11 protein-coding genes and 4 pseudogenes are annotated in these 20,217 nt (G+C 67.1%); 5 read left to right on the forward strand and 10 right to left on the reverse strand.

Annotated elements, in window-relative coordinates; all coding sequences use genetic code 11:
* The first annotated feature begins 220 nt into the window (after positions 1-220).
* On the forward strand, positions 221-2,626 hold the full coding sequence (locus ACFVYK_RS00930) for an FhaA domain-containing protein (protein ID WP_389767086.1): 2,406 nt from the start codon (positions 221-223) through the stop codon (positions 2,624-2,626).
* 954 nt (positions 2,627-3,580) lie between these two features.
* Here ACFVYK_RS00930 and ACFVYK_RS00935 read toward each other — a convergent pair.
* The 4 genes and pseudogenes from ACFVYK_RS00935 to ACFVYK_RS00950 form a co-directional block, all read right to left on the reverse strand.
* Positions 3,581-3,793, reverse strand: a complete 213-nt coding sequence (locus ACFVYK_RS00935; protein WP_389767088.1) for a hypothetical protein — start codon at positions 3,791-3,793, stop codon at positions 3,581-3,583.
* A gap of 1,257 nt (positions 3,794-5,050) precedes the next feature.
* Complete coding sequence (gene trpA / locus ACFVYK_RS00940; protein ID WP_389767089.1) at positions 5,051-5,884, reverse strand: tryptophan synthase subunit alpha; 834 nt, start codon at positions 5,882-5,884, stop codon at positions 5,051-5,053.
* 13 nt (positions 5,885-5,897) lie between these two features.
* A pseudogene (locus ACFVYK_RS00945) lies at positions 5,898-6,785 on the reverse strand (short-chain dehydrogenase/reductase).
* A 141-nt stretch (positions 6,786-6,926) separates the two neighbouring features.
* Positions 6,927-7,283 (reverse strand): annotated as a pseudogene (locus ACFVYK_RS00950) (transposase family protein); the annotation flags it as partial.
* Positions 7,284-7,490: 207 nt separating this feature from the next.
* Here ACFVYK_RS00950 and ACFVYK_RS00955 point away from each other — a divergent pair.
* Positions 7,491-8,362, forward strand: a protein-coding gene (locus ACFVYK_RS00955; protein ID WP_389767091.1) for an IS5 family transposase whose coding sequence is annotated in 2 segments (ribosomal slippage) — positions 7,491-7,871 and positions 7,874-8,362 — 870 coding nt in all. Because the reading frame shifts where the segments join, the coding sequence is not laid out codon by codon here.
* A 160-nt stretch (positions 8,363-8,522) separates the two neighbouring features.
* Here ACFVYK_RS00955 and ACFVYK_RS00960 read toward each other — a convergent pair.
* The 6 genes and pseudogenes from ACFVYK_RS00960 to ACFVYK_RS00985 form a co-directional block, all read right to left on the reverse strand.
* Positions 8,523-9,476, reverse strand: coding sequence for a ferritin-like protein (locus ACFVYK_RS00960; RefSeq protein ID WP_389767093.1), 954 nt, complete (start codon positions 9,474-9,476; stop codon positions 8,523-8,525).
* Between the two features lie 10 nt (positions 9,477-9,486).
* A complete protein-coding gene (locus ACFVYK_RS00965; RefSeq protein ID WP_389767095.1) occupies positions 9,487-10,035 on the reverse strand; it encodes a gluconate 2-dehydrogenase subunit 3 family protein in 549 nt (182 codons plus the stop codon).
* 67 nt (positions 10,036-10,102) lie between these two features.
* Entirely contained in the window at positions 10,103-11,806 is a 1,704-nt protein-coding gene (locus tag ACFVYK_RS00970; RefSeq protein ID WP_389767097.1) for a GMC oxidoreductase, read from the reverse strand.
* Between the two features lie 413 nt (positions 11,807-12,219).
* Positions 12,220-12,620, reverse strand: a pseudogene (locus ACFVYK_RS00975) (transposase family protein); the annotation flags it as partial.
* A gap of 72 nt (positions 12,621-12,692) precedes the next feature.
* A pseudogene (locus ACFVYK_RS00980) lies at positions 12,693-13,437 on the reverse strand (transposase family protein).
* A gap of 416 nt (positions 13,438-13,853) precedes the next feature.
* The gene (locus ACFVYK_RS00985) at positions 13,854-15,560 is read right to left on the reverse strand and encodes a M4 family metallopeptidase (protein WP_389767099.1); all 1,707 of its coding nucleotides are present in this window, start codon (positions 15,558-15,560) and stop codon (positions 13,854-13,856) included.
* Between the two features lie 837 nt (positions 15,561-16,397).
* Between ACFVYK_RS00985 and ACFVYK_RS00990 the strand changes: the two genes are divergently transcribed.
* From ACFVYK_RS00990 to ACFVYK_RS01000, 3 genes are all read left to right on the forward strand, one after another.
* Entirely contained in the window at positions 16,398-17,789 is a 1,392-nt protein-coding gene (locus tag ACFVYK_RS00990) for an FAD-binding oxidoreductase (RefSeq protein ID WP_389767101.1), read from the forward strand.
* A gap of 301 nt (positions 17,790-18,090) precedes the next feature.
* Complete coding sequence (locus tag ACFVYK_RS00995; RefSeq protein WP_389767103.1) at positions 18,091-18,708, forward strand: glycoside hydrolase family 25 protein; 618 nt, start codon at positions 18,091-18,093, stop codon at positions 18,706-18,708.
* Positions 18,709-19,410: 702 nt separating this feature from the next.
* Positions 19,411-20,190, forward strand: a complete 780-nt coding sequence (locus ACFVYK_RS01000) for a phosphotransferase (RefSeq protein ID WP_389767105.1) — start codon at positions 19,411-19,413, stop codon at positions 20,188-20,190.
* The last annotated feature ends 27 nt before the right edge of the window (positions 20,191-20,217 follow it).

A 20,217-nucleotide genomic window follows, 5' to 3' on the forward strand; every position in this document is an offset into this window, starting at 1 on the left:
CCGGGGCGACGCCTTCCCTGGCAGCCTCCTCCTCCGTCGGAAGCCATGCCATCCGCGTCGGGCGCGTCCCCAACGGCTTACCGGCTGGGGGCCCGATCCGGTGAATCTGGGCGACGTAGCGAGCGACATCACTCACCGTGGTTATGAAAATACTATTAGTGATGTGACGCTCGCGGTCTCTGACCCCGCGCGCCTCAGCTCGGCTTCCAGGAGGCTGTCAGTGGGTGGACTCAACAAGCTGGAACAGCGCTTCGAGATACTGATAAACGGTGTGTTCGCCAAGGTTTTCAAGTCCGCGGTACAGCCCCTGGAATTCATCGGGGCTCTGCGTCGTGAATGCGACATCAACGCCAGGATCTGGAACCAGGACTGCACCATCGCACCCAACGCCTTCGTTGTCGAACTGAGCTCGGGCGACCACGAGTTGAACAACGCATGCCTGGTCATGCTCGGTGAAGACCTGGTGGAGAAGCTTCGCGAATACGCCGAGGAGCAGCGCTACTCCTTCGTGGGTCCCCTGAAGGTACAGCTGCTGCGGACCGAAACCTTGCGTGCCGGACAGTTCCGGGTGCGCAGCCGCCTCGAGATCCAACCGGAGGTCCAGCACGCCCTTGGATCCATCCGGCGGGCAGCCATCACGCGTTCGGCGCCTGCCGTCCGCGCCGGGGGCACGACCGGCGTCCAGCCCTCCCGAGCGCTGATTCTGCGCGGTGAGAAGCGCGTCCTGAGCGTGGATGAATTCCTTGCCCTGGGAATCACCATCACCGACAGCGGCAAGCTGGTCCGCGCGGACGCTCAGGGGTCCGGGTCTCCCAACAGGGCTGCATCGCTATCGTCGGCACGGCCGCTGATAGGCCGTCCGGGCGTCGCCCCCCTGTGTCCCTCCGTGCCGGAACGGCCCGCGCTCTTCACCGACCAGGGCAGACGGCCTGCCCTCAGGCCGGCGCCGGGTGGAACACCTCACACGAGCGTCAGCGGCGAGGACCGCGAACTCATCGGTACGGCAGCAGGCCAGACCGGCCAGGATCCCTGGTGGCCGACCGCCCTCGGCGGATCGGCCGGTGCATGCCGCCTCACAGCGGCCCCCGACCACCGATCCGTGCCACGGGCCCCGCTGATGCCCGCGGATCAAGAACGGCACCGGGGAAACAACTCCCTGGCACACGGACCTTCCATCTCGCCAAAAGGAATGATCACCATGACGAACGAGTCAGACATCGCGGGCGGCCCACCAACCGCCCGAAGCGACCAGTGCGCCGACGGCCCCGGGTCCGCGCCACCGGACCGCTCTCTCACCAACGGGCACCAGGCCGGCGCAGCTACCGAACTCCAGACGTCCGTAGCGGTGGCGGCAGATGTCGTGCCCCCGGCGCCCGAGCCCGGGAGTCTCTCTGCCGCCCCCGGAAACGGCCACCCTCGTGAGCCTCTGTCCGCTCCCTACGCACAGACGGCGCAGCCGCCGTGGGGTGCGGCTGGAGCTCCGCCCACGCCGCCCGCCACGTACATGGCAGCCCCCCACACGCCCGCGCCCCCCATGCCGGCCTCCCACCCACCCGCGCCCCACATGCCTGCCCCCTACACGCCGGCTCACCACGCTCAGCCTTCCTGGCCGGCCTCGGACCGGGCAGGTCGGAGTGGGGGAGCCGAGCACAGCTCTGCGGCCGATCTCTCCTCCGAGCGACTGTTGCGCAGCAAGCGCGCCGATCGCCGGGGAATCAGCCGGCTGCGCATCGGTGGCAAAGCAGCCGAACGGGAGCGGCTGCAGAAGCTGGCCATTCTCCGCACCCCCGTGATGCAGTGCTACAAGATCGCCGTCATCAGCCTCAAGGGCGGAGTCGGCAAGACGACCACGACGACCGCTCTGGGTGCCACGCTCGCCACCGAACGCCAGGATCGGGTCATCGCGATCGACGCCAACCCGGACGCGGGCACGCTGAGCCGTCGGGTGCAGCGAGAGACCGCAGCGACCATCCGTGATCTCGTGGCGGAGATCCCCAACCTCACCAACTACATGGCAGTCCGCCGCTTCACGTCGCAAGCTCCGAGCGGCCTCGAGATCCTGGCCAATGAGGCGGACCCCACCCTGTCGACGGCCTTCAACGACGAGGACTACCGGCGGGTCGTCGGTTGCCTCGGTCAGCATTACCCGATCATCCTGACCGACTCGGGCACCGGACTGCTGCACAGCGCGATGCGGGGGGTCCTGGATGTCGCTGACCAGCTGATCGTGGTGGCCACGTCCAGCGTGGATGGTGCCACCAGTGCCAGCACCACACTGGACTGGCTCAGTGCGCACGGCTACGACGACCTCGTCAAGCGCAGCCTCACCGTCGTGTCCGAGGTACGCAAGAAGAGCAAGGCAGTCAAGGTAAACGAGGTCGTGGACCACTTTCGCGCCCGCTGCCGGGGAGTCGTGGAGATTCCGTTCGACGAGCATCTGGCCGCAGGTGCCGAGGTCGACCTCGCACAGATGAACGGCCGAACGCGCGAGGCCTACTACAACCTCGCCACCCTGGTGGCCACGGACTTCCCCCGCACTCAGCCCGAGGCGCTGCACTGGGCGGCCTCCTACCCGCACTCGGGTTACAACGCGGCCACCATGTTCGCCACCCCCAACTGGGGCTGACAAGGGCGCGGTACGGCGACCAAAGCCCAGCCGGGCCGACCAGACCGATCCGCCACCCGAGGTCTTCCCGAGCCCGAGGCCGAGGCCGAGTATGGGCGCCTTCTGACGGCTGGGGTGGGCAGCGTCGAGGCGTGCAGGCACTCGGGATCGGGCGCAAGACGGGCTACCGGTAGCGGGCGGAGAATCGCGGCCTGCAACTCTTTTCGCGGGCCGGTGGGGCGAGGTACGCCACCGGCCGCCGCCACGACGCACTTTCTCGGGAACTCCGACGGAGGAGCCCGCCGACGTGTACAAGCCGAGGAAAAGAGAGGCCGGCCAAGAAGGCAGCCCCCTTCCTTGAAGCTGGAGGGGGGCTGCTTTTGTCGTCAGCGCTCAGCAGTTCACTTCCACTCGCTCGACGTAATTGCCGCCGTCCAGGGTCCGCTGACCCCACGCCGGGACGAAATCCCACGTTTTGTTCACGTAATACACCCTGAAGCTGTTGCCGTGGGCCCTGGCATAGTTGAAACGGCCGTAGATGTAGTTGTTTCCACAGCCGTCCATATTCCAGACCCCTCCGGAATTGTCGTATACGCAGGCCCGCCCGGCATCGCACTTGTAGGTAACGTACTGGGGGTGGACGTCGGCAGCTGAAGCAGTGCTGGAGCCGGCGATGAGCGTGCCGGCTCCAAGGGACTGTCCCGCAGGACGGTGTGACGACCGTGAAGGGCTTCCCACCTCGCGGAATGCCGGCCGGGGCTGGGGCCCGCGGGCTTTGTCGTCGATGTCGGCCAGCGATCGCGGGCTGGCTGAGACGCGTGCCAGGCGATGGAACCTGCTGGAAGACGGGAGTCAAGTTCCGTGCCGGTGACGCCACGCCACGTCCCTTCGTACGAGAGCACCCCTTGGTTGGCCAACACAGTTGGTTGGCCAACCAAGGGGTGCTGGTTGAAAGAGAAGGGCACCGGCTGGGAGTTAGGCGAGCGTCTCTTCTCGAGAGGTCTCCGCCAGGTGGGCGTGGAACCGGGCGAGTTGGGTGTCCTTGGCGCCCGGCGTGGGATCCAGGAGTCCGCCGCAGGTGCAGGCGAGGGCGCTTGGTCCCTCCGGTGGCTCGAGGATAGGACTGTGGCCGGGGTGGAACTCGGTCGCCGACATCTCGGTCGGGGGCGTGGGTGCGGAGTTGATCATCAGGGGGCTCGCTTTCTGGAGAGGCGGTGGGGTCCGCGAGGGGGCTGTGGGCCGGCGGTGGCAAGGTACTGATCGGCTGCGGGCGGCCCGAGGTGCTGTCGAAGGGCGCCGCCGCGCCGCCAGGTGATGGGCCCGTCGAAGGAGTGGGGCCTGCCGGTTTTGGCCGGTCAAGGAGTACCGCTGCCTGCTTGAGATGGTCAGCCGGGCGGTCGAAGAGCAGGATGGTGGCGCGGAGCCAACTGCGTGCGGTCGGGTACCGGTAGATCGCCGGCCGGTGGGCCTGGAGCGTCGCAGAGGCGCGCTCCACTCGGTCCTCGGCTCGCGGACCTTCTCATGGGCTCGTGGACAGCAGCGAGAAGCCCGGATTTCGCCGGGCGGACACGTCGGGTACACCCCTCGCACGTAGGCGGTCATTTCAATGGTTGAACCGGTCCGGGGTGGCACCGTGCTCCTCGTAACCGATCGAACAGCCTGCTTGGCCGTGGGGTCGGCGGTGGCGGCCTCGCCGGCGCTGCGGCTCAGTCCGATGGCGCGCCGTACGTTGTTCAGGTTCACGTCAGTACTTCCCGCTAATGAAGGCGGTTGGTGGGTCAGTGGCCTAGCCCGGTGGCCCAGCCGCGGAGGGGCACTGCCGAGTTGCAGGGAGATCGGCGCTGATGGGGAGGATAGGAGGGGCCGGGGTTAGCCCGGCAAGGCCGCGATGTTCCGCTCGGCCACGCGGGGGAATCACTGCGCTCCACGGGCGGGCGATCGTTCACACAGTCGGGCGAAATGCCACGCCCGCGGACTGGGGCACGGTCAAGCAGAGGGCGGCGCGTGCACAGCCTCCAGGCGGGAGACCTAATCGACCGCTGGAGCGGAAGATGAGACGTTCCCTCCTCCTGCTCAAGGCGGGGCTCTGGGGGCCGCCAGGGCCCAGGGTGATCGAGCGCTCAGCGCGAGCGGGACCGGTGAGCGGTCTGCTGGAGTCCGTACGCGGACCTGGCCAAGCCCGAGTGGCACGCCGGCCCGGGTCACGGGGCAGGGCGGCCTACCAGCCGTGGTGCAACTTCACGCCGCAGCCAGCGGGGCGGCAAAGTTCCCCGTGCCCCGCGTCGGCCGGGATCGGAGGGGTAGCAGGCGTTCTCCATCTGGGATGCTGAGGCAACCGGCGCGACGATCGCGCACCGCCAGGGCCAGTCCCTGCCTCCAACAGCGCTCCCGGCACTCCGTCACGACCTGCCGCGTCCTGCTCGTGTATGCGGTCACGCTCGCCCGTCACACCTGACTCAGCCCCTCCCCCGGCCTGCTGCCGCGCACGGGGCACCCCGCACGGGCCTGGTTGATCGAGGCCGCGAACCGCTCCACAACCGGGAGCGCTCGCTCAAGCCCGCCGTCAGCGAGCGCGCGTACCAACGGTGATCCGATCACCACTCCGGCGACACCGCACTCCCGGACGGCGGATGCGGCCAGCTCAGGGGTGGAGATGCCGATGCCGGTGAGGACCGCAGTCGTCGGCGCGATGCGCCGAGCCTGGCCGACGAACGAGGCCAGCTCGTCGAGGTCGATCCCGGCCGAGTAGCCCGTCCGCTGCCCCGCCGCCGCAGGCGCATAGACGCAGCCGGTCGCGGCCCGGCAGATGGCGCTCAGCTCGCCGTGCGAAGCCCCGCTTGCGGCCAGGAGGGGGGCGGTGATCCCGGCAACGGCAGCCACCATCGCCCACGCCGACGCGTATGCGGGCGGCAAGTTGGGAACGAGGCAGCCGGAAGCCCCCACGGAAGCAAGATCACGAATCATCCGCTCCGGACCATAGGCCAGCGCCGTCGACCAATAGATCATCGTGATCACGGGCCTGTCCGACAGCGATGACACCTGCCGCACAGTCTCCAGCGTCGTGCTCACCCCGTCGCCACCACGAAGCGCGCGGCGATGTGCTGCGGCAATAGCGGGGCCGTCGAGCCATGGGTCCACGGCGGGGGCGCCGACCTCGAGCACCGTGGCGCCACTCTGCGCGAAGGCAACGAACGTCTCGACACTGCTGGTCAGGTCCGGATAGCCAGCCACCGAGAAGGCGCCGAGAGTGGGCCTCCCACCCTCCAACTCGGCTCGCAACGTGACGCCTTGTTCACCGCGCCACGACCGCGCCGCGCGCCCGCAGGTCGGCGGCGCCGCCCGCGCCGAGCACCCCGGTGGTCCGCTCCAGCTCCTCGGACGGCAGCGCCGACAACGACCGCCGTGCCACGGCCGACACCACCAGCGGCAGCACCGGACGCAGCGGCTGCACCAGACGCAGCCACGGCGGCGCGTAGACGCTGACCGCACGCCGTTCCACCCCGCGCACCAGCCATTCGGCGACCTGCTCGGGACTGTGCACGCGGCGGGCGGGCGCGGGCTGATGGGAACGCAGGGCCCGCAGCACCGGATGGTCGTCGAGGGCCGCGATCACGTCGGTGCCGGTCCAGTGCAGGTACGCGATGCCCACCCCCACACCCGCCGGACGCACCTCGGTGCGCAGGGCCTGGGCGAACGACTCCACGCCCGCCTTCGACGCGCAATAGGCGCTCATCAGCGGCGCCGAACCGAACGCGGCGGTGGACGCCACCTAGAGGAAGTACCCACGAGTGCGGGTGAGTTGGGGCAGGAAGACGCGGGCGGTGTTCGCGCTCCCGATCAGGTTGACCTCGACCACCCGGTCGAACAGCGATGCCTCGCACGTAGCGAACGGGCCCGCGGCGGCGATCCCCGCGTTGGCGATCACCACCGAGGCGGACCCCAGCCGTGCGGCGATGCTGCGGGCCGCGCCCTGGAGCGCCGCCTCGTCGGTGACGTCGACCTCGAAGCAGTGCGCCTCGGTCGGCAGCCCGGCCGCGACCTGACGCAACGACTCAAGCTCCCGGCCCAGCAGCGCCACCCGCATGCCCCGCAGGGCCAGCCGGCGTGCCACCGCCGCTCCCACGCCGCGCGCCGCCCCGGTGACCACCGCGACCCGCGCGTACGGTCCACCCTCCGCCATGACCGCCTCCAGGCCCGCCTTGCGACCCGCGCCGCACCGCGCACCCGGCCAGTCGACCACGTCCCCACCCGGCCCCACCCGCCACCGCAAGCCACGCGGGTGACAGCCCCCAGGCGTGGGCACCGCGGCCCCCGGGACGTGTCATCCGCCGTGTCGCTTCTCCAGGGTGAGGACGGCTTTGGTGACGACGGTCATGCGGTTGGGGCCGATGCGGGATCTGCGGATGATCTGCCAGGGCTTCAGCCGTGCCATGCCGGGTTCGACAGGTGCCCGAGCCGTGGAGAGGGCCCGGACCCTGGTCTGCTCGGTGAGGGTGAGTTCACCGCCTGGCGGGCGGCGCTTGGCCGTGGTGCCCCAGTCGCCGCCCGCACCGATGTAGACCCTGTCGGCGAGGATCGGGATGCCCTGGCGAGCGCAGATCCTGGGAATCTTGTGGGTACGGGCGGTCACGTCGTGGGTCCGGCCCGGCAGCGCCGGGGACAGCCACACGATCTCGCCGGCGGTTCGCGCGATACCGGACGTCGGAGGCGACCGCGCGCGGCGAGGTCCTCTATCCTGTACCGCGACCAGGAGGCCCGCGCCGACGCGGCGGAGGCGCCCCGGACGGCGGCGAACTGATAGCGCAGCGGACAGAGCTCGACCCTGCTCGCTGCGCACGCCGATGCCCGCTCACCAGGTAAGCCCCGAAGTCCTAGGCAGTTTCGTTTGGATCAGTCGGTCGTTGGTCCGGGTGTGCCGTTAACAGATGCGCAGTGGGCGCGGATCGAGCCGTTGCTCCCGGACCGGACGCCGAAGCGGGGTGGTCGTTGGCGGGATCATCGTGAGGTGATCGACGCGATCGCCTTCAAGTTCCAGACGGGAACGCAGTGGGTCCATCTGCCGGAGAATTACGGCAACTGGCGAGGCGTCTACAACCGGTTGAGGATGTGGGCCGTCGATGGCACCTGGGAGCGGGTGTTCACCGCGCTGATGGCCCAGGCCGATGCAGAGGAGGACCTGGCCTGGGCGGTTTCCGTGGATTCCACGATCGTGCGAGCTCACCAGCACGCGGCCGGGGCCCGCAAAAAGGGGCCCCAGTCGGCGAACCGGCCGACCACGCCATCGGCCGGTCCCGTGGTGGGCTGACGACCAAGATCCACCTCGCGGCCGATGCCCGCTGCCGACCTTTCGCGTTCGTCCTCACGGCCGGTCAGGCCGGCGATGCACCGGCCTTCACCGACGTCATGGCCCGCCTGCGCGTTCCCCGGCGACGTGGCCGGCCGCGCACCAGGCCGGACGTGGTCCTGGCGGACAAGGCCTATTCGTCCCGTGCGATCCGCGACCACCTGCGCAGGCGCGGCATCCGGGCCGTGATTCCGGTCCCGGCGGATCAGCGCGGCCACCGGCTGCGACGAGGCAGCCGAGGCGGCAGGCCACCGGCCTTCGACCGTGAGACCTACAAGCAGCGCAACACCGTCGAGCGCTGCATCAACCGCCTCAAGCAGTGGCGCGGCATCGCCACCCGCTACGAGAAGACCGCCACGATCTACCTGGCCGGACTCCACATCGCTGGCATCTTCCTCTGGTCCGCCCGCTGATCCAAACGAAACCGCCTAGTCGTGACGGTTCGTCGGTTTGCCCGGCAGGCCGTTTCGGTCGACCGTCCCCTCACCGTCGCACCGGACGCGGGCACGTGGACACAACCAACTACGCTCGCTCACCTGGAGAGTGCTTCATTCCGGCACGCGCAGAACTCGCTCAGGCCGCTCCGTTATCCCACCGGAACTCCGGACGGATCCCTCGCTTGATCAGGTCCCGCCCGAGAGTCTGAAGCTGGAACATGGCCGCCACGTTCGGCGGTGCGCCAGACGTCCAGCACGTCTCCAGGTCGATCAGCAGCTTCGACAGGGTGCGGTTGAACTCGGTCGAGGGGTTCAGCCTGGCCTGTGAGGACGCGAAGTCGTACACCTCCGGCAGGGTGACGGGAGCTCCGCTGAAACTCCACTCGCCGCCGGTTTTGACCAGCCGCTTCTGGACGTAGAGCTCCTTGAACAGGTAGTAGTGCGCGTGTCCGCTTTCCCCCTCCTCCGGCGGCTGATCGGGGGAGCCCTGCGTCCCCTCCCCCTCGCGCTTGATCCGGTCGATCGTATCGACCGCGTCGGCGACCGTTCTGATCGGCTTCGCGAAAGGCACCTCCACCGCGTGGGCCTTCAGGTCGATCGTCGGCTCGAGCTTCTGGAACGTCTGGAGGATCGTGTCGTAGAAGGCGCCGATCGTGGCAGGCGGCCGCCCGCCCAGGAGGGCGATCGGGGGGAACTCCGGATACTCGATCTGCATGAACACTGCGAGCTGGTGCTTGACCAGCGGCTTCAGATCAACCGGAAGCTGCTGCGGAATGCCGCCGGGCAGCTCGTCGGCCGGATAGGTCGGCAGGAAGTCCGGGTGGGCGATCGACGGCCGGCCGCCGATAGCGGCCAGCAGGTTTCCGGCCAGTGCGAAGTGGTTCATCTCCTGGCTGACGATTCTGTGCAGCACACCCTCAGTGCGGTCCGGGTCGTTCTTGACCGACCACTGCGCACACAGATACGGCGGGATGGTGGCGAATTCCAGCCGCATAGCGAGCTGCAAGGCGCCTTTGAGGTCGTCCAGCGGCAGAACCCCCGCCTCGACGTACTCCCTGATGGTCTTCATGCGCGGAGTGCCCGCGGTCACCGAGTTCACGTTACAGCCCCAGCTTCCTTAGTTCGTCGTCAATGCTGCGCTGCGCCTCCGGCGGGACGCCCGGAAAAGCGAGCAGCGGCACGTTCCCGGGATAGCCGATCGCCTTGAAGCCGATGTCGGAGGTGAAGTAGCCGGCGAGCAGCAGGGACCGGAACCTCGTGAAGAAGCTCCGGTCCGTCGCGGTGGTCGACGCGATCTGGTCGACGATCGTGCGCTGCCGGGAGCCGTCCAGTTCAACGAACCCCGTCCCGAACTGGCGCCGCGCCTCCGCGTCGACCATGGCGAGGCCGGTCGTGATGACGGTCCTGTGGCCCTGCTGCGTCGTGTAGGGAGCACTCACCCAGTCGTCGAAGAAGTCGGCGATCCCCATCGCACTCGGCACCGGGAACTCGGCGGTGCCCGGCAGAACGATGTCGGCGACGGCCCCGACGAGTGCGCGCTCGCGCTCCGAGAGGGTGCGCGACCATGGCGTGTGCGGCGTCACGAGGTTGGGATCGGTGCCGTAGCCCTGCGGTGCGGTGCCGGCCTCGGCGGCACTGTGCTGGTCCATCTCTTCCTTCGCTTCCCTTGTACCGTCATCCGGTCGCGCCCGCCCGGCTGCCGGGTGCCTGGCGTGGTCAGATGCCACCGCTCCCCAGCAGTTCGAGGATGCGGGCCGAACTCCGCGCGGCTAGGGCCAGGATGTGGAGCGTGGGGTTCTTGTCCGGGCTCGACGCGAATGAGGCGCCGTCGACGACGAACAGGTTTCTCACGTCCCAGCACTGGTTGTAGGCGTCGAGCACGGAGTTCTGCGGCGAGGTCCCCATCCGCGCGCCGCCCACCTCGTGGACTGCCCCGCCGCCCTGCGGCATCGCGACGGGAGTGGTGTCCGGCGCGCCGCCGAGCAGGCTGAAGACCTTGTTGAAGGTGTCGCGCATGTGCGTGACCTGCTGGACTTCCGCGTTTCCCCATTTCCAGTGGAACCGCAGGACCGGAACGCCCCACTTGTCCCTGACCGTCGGATCCAGCTCGCAGAAGGAATCCTCGTTCGGGATCATCTCGCCCTCGCCGATGAGAGTGACGGCGGTGCCGTACCTCCGCCGTACCTCCGCCCGCAAGGCGTCGCCGTAGATCGCGCTGCTGTTGTCGATCAGGCCTCCGATGCCGGTGGTCGGCATCCTGCGCCCGCCACGCGGCTCGATGTGGTACCCGCGCGGGAACCCGAGCTGCCCGGCAGCCTGCTCGGGCAGCAGCCACCACGGCACGTAGATGTGCGGGGTGAAGATGCCGTCGTCGTTCAGCACGGGGAGCTTTTCGAGCATCGGAATTCGCGACGAGCGCGAGAACTCAACCGAGTCCATCAGGTACTTGCCGACCAGCCCGTGGCCGTTTCCGATCCCGTTGGGGAACGCGGCGCTTCGCGAATTGAGCAGGATGCGCACTGACGAGCAGGTTCCCGCCGCCAGCACCACCACCCGCCCCGTGACCGAGAACTCGGAGCCGGTCACCCGGTCGTTGTAGGTGACCCCGGCGGCCCGCCCGGTCGCGTCGACGTCGACCCGGGACACCATGGCGTCGCACACGACGGTGAGATTACCGGTGGCGTGAGCCGGAGGAATGAGGACGGTCGTGCTCTGGAAGTTGGAGCGGCTGGAGCAACCGCGGGTGCACTGGGTCGAGTACAAGCACGCCGCGCGACCGTTCAACGGGCGGGTGAGGACGGCCGCCCGGATCGCCGCCGTCTTCATGCCCAGGTGCTCGAACGCCCGGCTGAGCACCATCTCGAAGGCGCGCGGGGGTGGCGGTGGGAGCTGGACGCCGGGCGGGGAGTCGGGGGCGTTCTCGATCCCGTGGGGAAGGCCAGTGACACCGATGAGGCGTTCGGCCTTGTCGTACCACGGCGCCAGGTCGGCGTACTCGATCGGCCAGTCGAAGCCCAGTCCGTCACGGGTCTTCGGCTTGAAGTCGTACGGTCCGAAGCGCAGTGCCACCCGACCCCAGTGGTTGGTGCGACCGCCCAGCATGCGCGGCCGCCACCAGCTGAACTGATTCGACCGATCCGAATTCGGCGGGTCCGCCTGGCTGTAGGGCTCACCCGCGATCTGTGAGCCGCCATCGACGGTGGCGTCGTAGAAACCCTGCGGCTTGTCCGACGTCGAGGCCGCCCGCAAAGGCGCGTCTTGCGGCGTGTTGAACATCGGCGTCTCGGTCCCTGGATCGTAGTCCCGGCCCGCCTCCAGTATCAGGACGCGAGCACCCGCCGCACAGAGCTCGTGCGCCGCCATTCCACCGGCAGCCCCGGAGCCGACGATAATGACGTCGAACGCCTGAATATCTGACAAAATATTGCCTTCCGACGCATATCACTGCACGGGGCACAATTATCACTTTCAGTAAGCCCATTTCAACTACAGGCGGCAGTCGATCGACGCTGTGTCACGGAGGTCTGGTAGACCCTGGCTATGACGCTCTTGGCGGTGGTCGAGGGTGATGCGGGCGGACGGCGCATCGGTCGGGATGGTCTGACAGACGCGATCCGTGCCCGGTGGTCCGGGGTCAAGATCGACTCGACGCAGCGAAGTGCGCACCTTCATATGGCAGCTCGAGACCGAGAAAAACGGCCCCGGTGAGGCCTATCTGCACGGGGACGGTACCTGCCTGTACATGGACGTCTGGGAGGAAGACGCGATCTGGTGGCGATCGTCTTCCGAAGGCTGACACCCACGGACCTTGACCTGGTGTTCTGCGATGAGGGTTACACCTTCGACGTTCGTCTGCGGGCCGGGACGACGGAAGCCGAGCGGAGTTTGCGGAGGAGGCGCCAGGACTGAGGGTGGCGATGGCCTGCTCGACCAATGCCCGGATCTTCGCGTGGGACCAGTTGACGGCCTGCTGGCCGGTGGAGAGGCTGTCCCGTCGGCCGCGGTAAGGGAGACGGACCGTGCCGCCTGCACCCTGGTAGCCATTGTCTGCCCAGCACCTGATTCTGGCCTCGGCCAGTGCCTCGATGATGCCGTGCTCGCGCGCGGCCCGGACGTCGTGGACGGCGCCGGCCAAGGCTGGTGAAGCCCACATCAGACGCCCCTTCGGATCGGCTATGACCTGCACGTTCATGCCGTGCTTCTTGTGTTTGCCCGAGTAGAACGGGCGGCAGGCCGGCCGTTGCGCAGGCGCAGGGCCGAGCTGGACACGTCGAAAGCGAGGTTGAAGAGGGCTCAGTGAGCTTCTTCAGCGTTGCCGCTCCAGGGTGAGGACGGCTTTGGCGATTGACGTCATGCGGTTTGGACTGCATCGGGATCTGCGGAGGATTCGCCAGGACTTCAGGCGGTCGACGCCGCCTTCGACCGGTGCCCTTGCCGCGGCCAGGGCCCGGTTGACGGTCTTCTCGGCGGGGGTGAGTTCCTGCAGGGGCCTGCGTTTGATGCCCGTGGTCACCCAGGAGCCGCCGCCCTGGTAGGCGAGATCGGCCAGCATGGGGACGCGCTGGCGCTCGCAGATACGGATATTCCGGTGGGTGTGGGCGGCGGTCAGGTCGTGTGCCCGGCCGGGCAACACGGGTGAGAGCCACAGCAGCCGGCCGTCCGGATCGGTGACCACCTGCACGTTCACCCCGTGCCGGCGGTGCTTGTGGGAGTGGTCCGCGCGTGAGTCGCCGACCCGGTCGCACTCGGCGAGGGTGCCGTCCAGCAGGACAAGGGGTTGCTCTCACGCAGGACGTCAGCAGGCCCGGCGCGCGTTCAGCGAACAGGTGGATGACCGCGCTGGTGTAGGCGTGGGTGGTGGACTCGCTGATCCCGAACCCGGCAGCGATCTTCGCCAGGGTGATGTGTTCACGCAGGTACACCAGTGCCATCATCGCGCGTTGGGCCGGGCGGAGCTTCCAGCGCCGGTCGCCCTCACGGGTGACGAGGAGCATGGTGACCCACTCCACGAGCGCATGGGGCAGGTCGAGTGCGGCAGAATAGACGACCAACGAGGCCCCCGAGCAGCGTGATTGAGACGTCAGACATCGCGATCAACAGCCCGGGGGCCTCGCCCGTTTCGGCTCGCAGACCGTCACCTGATCGGAGGCCACCTCGTAGAAGCTCAGTGACACAGATCGCTGACGTAGCTCGCTCCGAACGACCTATTGCCGCTGTCGTACTCCGGGATGAAGAGCATCCACCAGGAGCCACTGCCGATACTGACTGAGGGCCGCAGGTGATGCGCGGTCAGCATTAGCCGGTCGCCCACGAGAACGCCTGAGCCGCCTCGCCCATCGCTGGTCGTGACGAGCCCGGTGCATCTCCACGGGTAGCTCTTTTCCGGCAACAGGGTTCGACCGTCAGACGGGAACACCCCGAGCGGTGTGAATTCGCTCTTCTTTCCGATCAGAACGTGCCGCGAAGTTCAAAGGATCCCGACCGCAGTGAAGGCCGCTTCGACTGCGGTGACCTTGAAGGTCAGCTGGTCTGCGGGCAGTGCTCGGAACAGAGTCCGCGCGCTGGCCACGACCGCGCGTCGGCTGTCTGTGAACTGCGAGGTCCGTGATAGCCGCTGCGTGAGGGCCAGATAGAAAATGGCCGCCACCTCAGCTGGGCTCAGTTTGAGCGAGCCGTCATCGGCCTGTGCGGTGAACAAGTGGAAGGCCGCCTTGTTGTGGATCCCGCTGTTGACGTGCACCCCGCCCCAATCACCAGCCCGGGTATTAGGCCGCACGCGGAACTGATCCATGTGTGCCGGCTGCCCGAATCGAGGCGGGTCCGACAGGTCACGGAGCGGCTTGTCCCCGGGCAGTAGGTTCTCACCCAGCAGCCAGTCCCAGGTGCGGGGATCCTCCTTCTCCGAGTTGGCGACGATCGTTCCGAAGATGTCAGAGTAGGACTCGTTGAGGGCCCCCGACTGGAATACGTACTCCAGACGTGAGGTGTGGTCTGTGACACCGTGGAACATCTCGTGCGCCACCACGTCAGGATTGGCGGACAGAGAACGTAGTCCGTCTGCACGCAGCACTTGGCCGTAGACCATCTGCTGGCCATCCCAGAAAGCATTGACCCATTGCTTGGGGCCGGGACTGCTGTCGGCGACAACACAGTTGATGGTCGACCGCATGGGACCGCCTCGTCCGTCAATGTTGTCCCGTCGCAGTACATTGCGCAGAAACTCGGATACCGCGACGGCGTTGGCGTGGGCGCTGACGGCGTCCGGTGTCCAGGTGGGCGGATTGGTGATCAGGTCACCCGGCAGCCGATCACTGTCGACGGAGGGGTCCCCGAAGTTGAAGCCGAAGGTTTGCACGTTGTGGATGGGGTCGTTCATGACCAGGCTTGCGCCTTGCCGTGAGGCAAGGAAGGTGCGCTTAACGTCGAAGCTGTCGGTCGCCGTTTGCTCCTCACCAGTGGTCATGCTGGGTGTGCGCGGCAGGATGGATACGATTTGCCCGTCGTGAGCGTCCACCACGTAGTCGACGAACCGGGGTGGCTCATATGTGCTTTCCTGGCCCAACTGAGGTTCTGCCGTGTGGTCCAGGGTCACCGGCACGTCTTCGAGGATGTACACGAGCCGCCAGCGAGACGCGGTAGCGTCGAAGTAGTGGTTCAGGCGAGGAACCACACCGGCCAGGACGGGTAGATAACCATGCGGCGCGGTGGCGGCCGCTGCCAGAGCGTCGCCCGCCGAGATGGTGGCGACCGGGTCAACGTCCTGGGGCTCGCCGAGGGCTGAGTCGATGCCGATCAGATCGTTGGCCTTGTCGAGTTCTACGGTCACCAGTGAGCCGTAGACGGGGATGTTGTTCAGTGTCTGACGGAACTTCACCGTGCGGGTGTCGGTGAGCGGGATTGTTTCCGTGCCGATCGTCTTGAACCGGCTGTCGACTCCGTTCGCCGTCGGAGCATTGAAGGACGGCGTCCTCGCGCTTTTCAGGGCCTGCTCGAGGTAGCGACGCGCCGCCGACTCGGGATCGAGGTCGCGCTCAAATTCAAGCCCCTCCGGCCTGACGCCGGGACGTGCAGCTTGCTCCTCCTGCAGTTGCACGACAACGCGGGACGACGACTCATCGAAGGCATGCAACGAGAAGCCGCTCAGGCCGTTTTCTGCCACTTGTTGGTTGGGCATGACGCTATTCCTTCCCGAGCAGGGTGCGGGAGTTAGGCGAAAAACTCGTGGTGCCGCGAGACTGCCGTCGCCCCGCTCGGAGTTGGATCCCGCCCCAACTAAAACTTTCTCCCTGAGCGGCAGCAGATCAGACTCCGAGTCTTGGACTTCAGCACTCGCGGGCTAGCGGAGGAACCTTGGTGCGTCATGGTCGCCGGCGGGGCAGAGTTCACCGACAGCGTCCGCTGGCGCAGCCCGTTGCCGCGTTGTCCCGTTCAACCATCCTGCTGCGTCACAAAGAGGCCGACTTGCTCTTATTCTCCCTCGAAAGCCCACGCATCGCTACCGGAGACCTGGGGGTGCGGGCCGGGTGTGCGCAACATACACGGATCTGGACGCGACCGTGCTGCACCGTGTCACAGCCTGATCCAACTCCCGCACGAACCCGATTTCACGCAGAACTATCCGATGAAGCAGGCGACGCTCTGCTCTCCTGGGGAAAAGAATGGTTGACATCCGGCGGCATCCGGTGAGAACCAACCCGACGCGCAAGGTGCAGCCGATCCGCTGCCAACCGGGGCGTCGCGCCAGCTCCGCCTCCGGCGTCCGCCCGTCGTCTCGTGTGCGCCGGTAGGTGCGGGCTCAGGGTGACAGCGGTGTGGTGCGGCGAAAGCCACTCCGCTCTGCGGCTGTTGGCCGAAGCCACCCGCGACCTTCGGACATAGGCGGGCGTTTGCGAAGATCACCTGGGCGGCGCCTTCGAACCGCGGCGACAGGTGGAGACGCTGGTAACAGCATGTTAGCGTAAATGTATCCGCACCACCCATAACCCCGGACTCCGCGGAGGAGATGGTGAGCATGGCGCGGGAATCTACGTTCCACCCGTCTCGGGCCGCGCAGCCGACCACGGATTCATCGGGCGCCCAGGTGGACTGGCAAGATTTGAGTCGGCGTCTGCACGGAGCGTTGCTAAGGCCGGGAAACCCCGGTTTCGAAGATGCCCGGAAGTTGTTCAACCCGCTCCATGACGACCATGTACCGGCCGCAGTGGTGCAGTGCGAGTCGGCGCTGGACGTCAGCAACGCGGTATTGGTGGCCGCGAATCGGGTTCCACTGGCCGCCCGCAGCGGTGGGCACTCCTACCCCGGTTACTCGGCGCCGCACGGCGGACTTGTCGTGGATATGCGGCGCATGTCGGCCGTGAGCGTTCAAGCGGAGGGGACCGTGACCGTTGGCGCCGGCGCGACGCTACGGGACCTCTATAGCGCACTTGGACAGGCGAACCGCTGCGTACCTGCCGGGTCCTGTTTCACCGTCGGCGTCGCCGGGGTGACCCTGGGCGGCGGAATCGGCGTACTACAGCGCAAGTTCGGGCTCACCTGCGACCACCTTTTGACCGCGGAAATCGTCACTGCGGACGGGCGACGGCTTACGGCCTCCGCCGCACGCACCCCGGACCTGTTCTGGGGTCTGCGTGGAGGTGGCGGCGGCAATTTCGGGATCGTCACGGAGTTCACCTTCTCGACCGATCCAGCGCCGGCGCTGACCGTGTTTGTGGTGGGCTTCCCGGCGGGGAAGGTGACCGAGGTGCTAAGCGCCTGGCAGCCGTGGATTGCTTCCGCTCCGCGGGAGTTGTGGGCAAACCTCAACATTGCGGGTGGTGATCCGCCCGGCTGCCGGGTCGCCGGCTGCTTTGTTGGGCCGAGCAGCGCCTGTGGTCCCCTTTTGGATGACCTGGTCTCCCGCTGCGGTGTACTGCCCGCCCGCAGGACACTGCAAGACCGTGACTTCTTCAATGCCATGCGTTTCTTCGCCGGTCGGCCCGATCGGGAGTCGTTCGTCGCCTCGTCGCGCGTTCTTAGCGCTCCCGCCAGCGACCCGGCCGCCGTTACCACTTTGCTCACCGGACGCGCGGGCCTAGCGCTCATCCTAGACCCTCTTGGGGGCGCGGTGGCTGATGTAGATGTCCAGCAGACCGCATTCCCGCACCGGAAGGCGTTCGCTACCGCGCAGGTCTACGCTACTGCCACGGCGGCGTCTGAAGTCGAGACTGCGCAGAGTGTTGCCGAGGTGGTGGCTGGCCTGGCGGCCCTGGGTATCGGAGGCGGCTACATCAACTACATTGATCCCGCCTTGCCCGAGTGGCCCGAGTCTTACTACGGACCGAATCTAGGGCGGCTGCGCTCCATCGCGCACGACTACGACCCGGACAAGGTGTTCGACTTCGCACAGGGGCTTCGGCGGGTTTGACGTAGTGGGCCTTTCTGACAAGCTCTCGGCGGGTCGTTGGCCTGACGGATGGCTGAAGTGCCCGGTACGTGCGTTATCGAGGGAAAACTGACTTACCCTTGGCGCAACCACCCATTGCTCTGTTCACGAGAACGAGAACGGACCACAAATGTCCACCACTCCGGGAGGTGTCCCGATTCGAACAATCTAAGTTCGGCGAAGTGGGCGGCGCCTTCCCAGCATGCCGATTCGACGTGCTTGCGATGCGCACTGATGGTGTTCATCCAGGCTGTCGTTCCACTCATCTCTGTCTGGAGCAGTCATGGGATCCACCGAAAAACTCGGCACGAAGGGGGTCAAGGGGGTCGACGTGTCGACGCTGACGTCCGAGGCCAGCTTCCGCAATATGGCTTCACAGGGCGTCAAGTTCGCGATCGTGCGCGGCTACAAGTCGACCGGCGAGGTCGATCCCCATGTGGAGAACAACCTTGCCAACGCGTGGGCCGCAGGCATGAATCACGTCGACGTATACGCTTTCCCCTGCTTCTCCGAGGGCGACGGCGCAGGGCAGGTGAAGACGCTCGTCCAGGCTCTGAATAAGACCCGATACGGCATGGTGTGGCTCGATGTCGAAGGCCCCGGCACCCACTGGGGCAGCAGCCAGTCGGCCAACGCCGCGTTCTTTGCCGACTGGGTCCACGGAGCGAAGGACCTGAGCGTGAACCTCGGCATCTACACCTCCAAAAGTCAGTGGCACCCGATCATGGGGAGCTACACGGGCGGAAGCCCGTTCCCCCTGTGGTACGCGCACTATGACGGCAAGCAGAGCTTCAGCGACTTCTCGCCCTTTGGCGGCTGGACCAAGCCGAACATCAAGCAGTACGCCGGGGACGTCGAACTCGGCGGTGCGAGCGTTGACTTGAACTGGTACCCCTCCTGACCCCCGCGCGGGCCGGCGGCCGCGGCACGCACACTCTCGGTCGGTCTCGGGACCACCACCCGCGCTCCGGCGAGCCGTGCGCCGCCGTGGATGCGGCCCTCGTCGACGCCTCGTCCGTCTCGTCATCGTCCACCGCGTCCGGTCGGGCCGGGCCGCCGGCCTCAGCCAACAGGGCGGGAGGTGCGGAAGGCGCTGCGGTCGAACACGTCGAGACCGTGTGCTCAAGCGGGCGTGTCGGGCGAGCAACACCGCCGGGGCTGACAAGCCGTCGAACAGAGCCAGAAGCAGGTGCCTCCCCGAGTGGTGAACATTCTGCCCGTTCTCGTGAACAGAGCCGCTGTTATGTGTTAACTAGAGGCGTCAGTTGCAGCGGAACCTCGCGAAAGTTCGACGCCAAGGTCTGCGCACTGATCAGATCAGTGCGCATTTCCTCGGTCTCGGCTTCACAGAAAAGAGTTCAGCACCCAGGTCGGAGCCTCGGGTTCTGAACTCTTTTTCATCGTCCGACAGCGTGGCCGGTGGTTGGCTGCAAATTGGCCCGGTGGGGCTCGTGCGGACTAAGGGCTGTCCCGCAACTGGCAGCATCCGTGGGGAGTGCAACCCAGCAGGTCTGGTTGGTGCTTGCCTTGGGCGTGTCGCGCTGCCTGTTGGGGCCGCCGATGTCCATGACGCTGATGTGGGCGGCAAGGCTACGCTGACTCAATGATCGCGGATGGCGCTACGGACAAGGGCAGCGTGACCACAGTGCGGCGGATCGGAGAGACGATCCGCCGGCCCGTCGGCGAGTGGACGTCCGCGGTACACGCCTTGTTGACCCACCTGGAAAGGGTGGGCTTCACTCGGGCTCCGCGAGTCCTTGGCACTGACGGCACCGATGAGGTGCTGTCGCTGGTGCACGGCGAACCCGCGTTCTCGCCTTGGCCGTCGGCTCTGCGATCGACCCTCGGAATCAGCGAACTGGGGTGCTGGCTAAGCGAGTACCACGACGCTGTCCGGGACTTCCAGCCGCCGGCCGACGCACGATGGCAGGGCCAGGAGGACGCCTGGAGTCCCGGCATGATCATCAGGCATGGAGACCTTGGTCCATGGAACTCCATCTGGAACAGCGACCACCTGGCCGGCTTCATCGACTGGGACTTCGCAGCGCCCGGCCACGCCCTCGACGACCTTGCACAACTAGCCTGGTACGCCGTGCCACTGCGCCCCGTCGAGCAGCAGCGAAGAGCATCGATCGCCGGTGAGCACACCCTTCGGATCCGCCTCGACGCCCTTTGCGCCGCCTACGGGGCACGGCCGGCAGACGTACTCGATGCCCTGGAGGCCGTCCAGTCCCGCGAGGCAAAGCGCATCGAACGACTCGGCCGGCAGGGCCACGAACCATGGGCAACCTTCCTCGCCCGCGGCGATGTGTCCGAGATGGTAGCCGAGCGATCTTGGCTCCGATCGCAACGCACGGTTCTCCTCAGCGGTTCGGGATGCTGAGCACGGCCCGTCCCGGCCGACCCCAGC

It is taken from the genome of Streptomyces sp. NPDC058291, assembly GCF_042880855.1.
GTDB lineage: Bacteria > Actinomycetota > Actinomycetes > Streptomycetales > Streptomycetaceae > Streptomyces.